This window comes from Wolbachia endosymbiont of Drosophila bocki (assembly GCF_028982005.1).
Lineage (GTDB): Bacteria > Pseudomonadota > Alphaproteobacteria > Rickettsiales > Anaplasmataceae > Wolbachia > Wolbachia pipientis.
In genome coordinates, this window is record NZ_JAPQLG010000003.1 from 1 (window position 1) to 4,635 (window position 4,635).

Genomic DNA, 4,635 nt, shown 5'->3' on the forward strand with positions numbered 1-4,635 from the left:
AGATATACCTCTTTCTTAACTATGCTTATTTTACCTCATATTTTCGAGATCCTTAACAGGTTCTAAGTTAAAAGATCAAGTACGCACTCAAAAGCAGAAAAGTTCTGAGCAAAAAACTCAACTAGCTGAAAAAAATAAAAAGATAGAAGAAGACAAATTAAAAGTGGCAATTGCTGATGGCACTGTTCAGCTTGCAAAAGGAACAGTTAATAGCGCTGTTTGGTTTGCAAAAGAAGCAGTTAATGGTGTCTTGTATTCTGGCAAATGTGCTTACGATAATTATGTGCCATCAACTGAGTCTACAAAAGGAACACTTAGTGGTATTGGGGGTGGCTTGAAAAATACTTATGATGCGTCAATTGCATCTGTAAGAGAAGCACTTAACAGCGTTGGAAGCAGCTTGTACAGTAGGATTTATGGTACTAAGGTTTCTAGTCCGGAAGAGCAGTTTAAGCGTGAAGATGGATCTAAACCTAGCATGCAAGAACTAACTCGTTTGGATTATTTAAATCTTGAGGTTCTTTCCAGTGAGCAAAAGCAACGAGCTAATAGTTTGGATTATTTAAGTATTGATAACGTTCCTAAGCAACCTGATCATTTAAATGTTGATGCTGCTAAAAGTTATTTAATGAGTCTTTCTGAGGATCAGGATGTATTTTATGATGCAGAATCTGGTGATGAAAAAGGTACTGAGATTTCTAGCCCAGAAAGTCAGCCAGCTAAAGAAGAAAATGGTCAAGGCTGGGATGCATGGGCTAAGGCTAAGGTAGCTAAAATAGTGACCACTGGAATAGGACTCTGTGGTACTGCTGTTTTATATTATGCTGCACCATATATTCCTACAGTACTTAATGGAGTTGTAGCATCATCTATGGGCAACAGTGCGTCTGTAAACAATGGTACGTTCCCTAGTCAATAAATGTAATCCCATCCAGGAGAAATAGTTTTTACACTATTTCTCCTCTTTAGCATCAACCCTCAAAAAAACCGGCGTAGGTTTAGGCAATGTTATGCCTGAACTTACGCACGCGTCGCACAAAGATTTTAAATCTCGTTGTTCTTTCGGAATTTGCAGTTGATTTAGTATCATCTCTGCTGACTTGGGAACGATTGGCTGCAATAAAATGCCTATTATCCTGATATATTCCAGTAACTTGTAAATTACTAAATTCATGCGCTCTCTGTCAGTTTTGCTCAATGTCCAGGGTGCACTTTTGTCTATATAAGCGTTGGCTTCAGAAGAGATGTTGATAATTAGAAGTATGATATGGTTAAATTCATACTTTGATAGGTGATTCATCACTTGATCGAGTATAGCTTTGCAACCTGGAAGACTTTCTTCACCTGTAAGTAGGCTTTGATCGATTGTTGGTACAATTCCAGAACATTGCTTGTGTAAAAATGAAATTGTTCTTTGTACTAAATTGCCTATGTTGTTTGCCAGTTCTGAATTTATCCGGCTGATCATATTTTTCTTACTAAAGTTGCCATCTTGGCCGAAGCTTGCTTCCCTGAGGAGAAAATAGCGTAGCTGATCAACACCAAACTCTTGAGCGAGGCCAATTGGATCTATGACATTACCAAGGGACTTGGATATTTTCTCTCCCTCGTTCAACCACCAACCATGAACTGCAATTTGTTTTGGCAGTGGCAGGTCTGCTGCAAGGAGAATCGCTGGCCAATATACAGCATGAAAGCGCAATATGTCTTTACCGATTACATGAACGTTGAAAGAGCTGTCAGCTAGGTTCGGCGTCATTCCAGTGCTTGACACTGGAATCTGTGTTTCTGGTTCTGCCCAAAACCTCTTATATTCCTCACCTTCAGTACTAGGGAAACCTATTGATGTAAGATAATTGGTTAATGCATCTATCCAGACATAGATTACGTGTTTGTCATTACCTGGTACTTTTATTCCCCAGTTAAAACTAGTGCGAGAGATTGAGAGGTCAATGAGCCCTGATCTTACAAACGATACTACTTCATTTTTTCTGCTCTCAGGGAAGATAAAACTTGGCTGATTTTTATAGAGTTCCAGTAATTTGTCTTGCCAGTTTGACAAGCGAAAAAAGTAGCTCTCTTCTTTTACCCACTGAACTTCTGCGCCTGTTGGTGCTTTGCCATCTATCAGCTCTGATTCCTGATAAAATGCTTCATCACGAACTGAATACCAACCCGAATAGGAATCCAAATATATTTGCCCTCTCTCTTCAAGTCTATTCCATAAAGCTATAACTGCTTTTTTGTGACGTTCCTCCGTAGTGCGAATAAAATCTTCATACTCAAAATTCATGAACTTAGCCAATTCTTTAAATGAAACGCTCACATCATCTGTAAATTCTTTTGGCTGCATTTCCTTTGCTTTAGCTGCTTTTTTTATTTTTTGTCCATGTTCATCTGTGCCGGTGGTAAATTTGACATTTTTCCCAGCTAGTTTCATGAACCTTGCCACCACGTCACACAAGAGAGAAGTGTATGCATGACCAATATGCGGCTTATCGTTTACGTAATATACTGGCGTGGTGATGTAAAAGTTCTCGAATTGTTCCATGGTTTCGCATTTTGATAAAAATCAACTGAGTTAATTATAGTATTAAAAAGGCAGTAATAAATAAATATTGATTGGGTTAAGCATAATTTTTGAAAAAAGCTATTTACTGAAATTTTATTAAAATAAGAAACAATCAGGCATGATTATTGAAAGAACAATGAGAAATTTTCTTGTAATTCTATTTATAGTTTTCTATGCATTTGATGCACACGCTGATGGAGCAACAGATGTAATGTGTAATGTAATAGGTTACGTTCATGGAATAGGTGGACCAATGATTACAGTGGTAATAATTGGTTCAAGCTTACTTGCAATATTTGGCAGAATGCCTTGGCCTGCACTTTTCGCACTGGGTATGTTTGTTGCTGTGTTTTTTGGTGCTCCTCAAATTGTGACAAAGGTAACAGAAAAAGAAGTTTGTTGTCTTTTTAAAGGTCAAACCTTGGAGAATGGAAAGTGTGTTGCTGCTCCTGGATATGAACGTGTAGGTACAGGTTATGCTTGTCGTTCCGGTTGGGCGCTAACTAATAAAGGCTACTGTATAAAAGCTGGCCAAGATCCTTCAAAGTATTGGAAGTGAAAATGGTGCTTTTATAGAGTTAAATCTAACAAACCGCAGAGTATATAATTAACATCCACGCCTTTAGTTAGATTCCACTCACGCTTTATTACGTTGTACTCCATGCCAGCCATGTTTTGCAGCGTTACATTATTTTCTCTTAAGTGATTTGCAATTTCTGACGGCTTGAGAAATTTATTCCAGTTATGTGTACCTTTTGGCAGCCAATTTAATATGTACTCTGCACCAATTATTGCAAGACAAAAGGATTTAATAGTTCCATTTATTGTGGATATAAAGATTAACCCCTCCGGTTTTAGCAGTTCTATCGCTTTTTTCATGAAAAGCTCTAAATTATCCACATGTTCAACTACTTCCATCAACAGAACCACGTCGTACTTCTTGTCATTGCTTAGCTCTTCAATGCTGGTGTGTATATATTCTATATTTAACCCTACTTTTTTTGCATGTGAATGCGCTACTTTTATGTTTTCTTCACATACATCTATTCCCACAACGTTAATGCCAACGCGTGCCATTGACTCTGACAAAATGCCACCACCGCATCCAACATCAAGCAATGATAATTCTTTCAAACTGCATTTTTTTAACTCTTTTATTTTCTCAATAATGTAAGATACTCTAACAGGATTCATCATGTGCAATGGTTTGAATTTGCCGTTCTCATCCCACCACTGGCCTGCCATTTTAGCGAATTTTGATATTTCATCTTCGTTATAAGTTTTTGTTTTTTTTTTCTTAGAGGTTATATTGCTGAGTTTATCAAGGCGTTTTTTATGTCTGCTTTCTTTTGAAAATTCTGTTTCGAGGAATTGTTTGACTATGTCTTTTGCTAATCCACTCGCAGTAAATCCTGCACCAAGACACAGTACGTTTGCGTTGCCATGCTCGCGAGCTAATTTTGCGATTTCAACACTATTACACAAAGCAGCGTAGATTCCTTCAAAACGATTTGCCACAGTACTCATGCCCAAACCTGTACCACAAATTAATATCCCATAATTTGCTTTTTTGCTTGTTATATCTTCTACAACTTTAACAGCATAGTCTGGATAATCCACGCACTTTTGCTGAGCAGTGCAGCCTTGATCTACCACTCTGTAACCTAGGGTTTCCAGGTAAGGTTTTATTTCTGATTTTAATTCATAACCAGCATGATCTGAGGCAATTGATACTACATCTAACATATAAGAAATGAGGACATTCTATATGGGTTTGAACTTTCTGTCAAGTCATTCAATGCTTCTGAACCTTTGGGAGTTCTAAAGCTATAGCTAAGGTTTTCCTACGTCATACCGCAATTCATTCCACAACTGTACGAACATTGTGATTTGAGAATAATCTCCGCCAGGAAGGGTTCATCCCAGTGCTTTGGCACTGAGATCCAGAAAACTTAATTTTAAATAAGTACACCAGATAGCTGTATAATAAGAACTGGATTCCAGTGGGCTTTGTTGCATAGGAACTGAAAAAATCTGGTGGCTACTGACAAAATTCATTATAA

At 37.7% G+C, this 4,635-nt stretch carries 4 protein-coding genes; 2 read left to right on the top strand and 2 right to left on the bottom strand.

Annotated elements, in window-relative coordinates; translation table 11 throughout:
- Positions 1-163: 163 nt before the first annotated feature.
- A complete protein-coding gene (locus OZD61_RS00020) occupies positions 164-919 on the top strand; it encodes a hypothetical protein (protein WP_274979372.1) in 756 nt (251 codons plus the stop codon).
- Positions 920-952: 33 nt separating this feature from the next.
- Here OZD61_RS00020 and metG read toward each other — a convergent pair whose 3' ends face one another.
- Positions 953-2,551, bottom strand: a complete 1,599-nt coding sequence (metG, locus tag OZD61_RS00025; protein WP_274979373.1) for a methionine--tRNA ligase — start codon at positions 2,549-2,551, stop codon at positions 953-955.
- Between the two features lie 139 nt (positions 2,552-2,690).
- Between metG and OZD61_RS00030 the strand changes: the two genes are divergently transcribed.
- Positions 2,691-3,131: a TrbC/VirB2 family protein gene (locus tag OZD61_RS00030; RefSeq protein ID WP_010082521.1), complete on the top strand. Its 441-nt coding sequence runs from the start codon at positions 2,691-2,693 to the stop codon at positions 3,129-3,131.
- A gap of 11 nt (positions 3,132-3,142) precedes the next feature.
- Here the strand turns inward: OZD61_RS00030 and ubiG are convergent, their stop codons facing one another.
- Positions 3,143-4,318 (bottom strand): bifunctional 2-polyprenyl-6-hydroxyphenol methylase/3-demethylubiquinol 3-O-methyltransferase UbiG, encoded by a 1,176-nt coding sequence (gene ubiG, locus OZD61_RS00035; RefSeq protein WP_274979374.1) that lies wholly within the window; start codon positions 4,316-4,318, stop codon positions 3,143-3,145.
- Between the last annotated feature and the right edge of the window lie 317 nt (positions 4,319-4,635).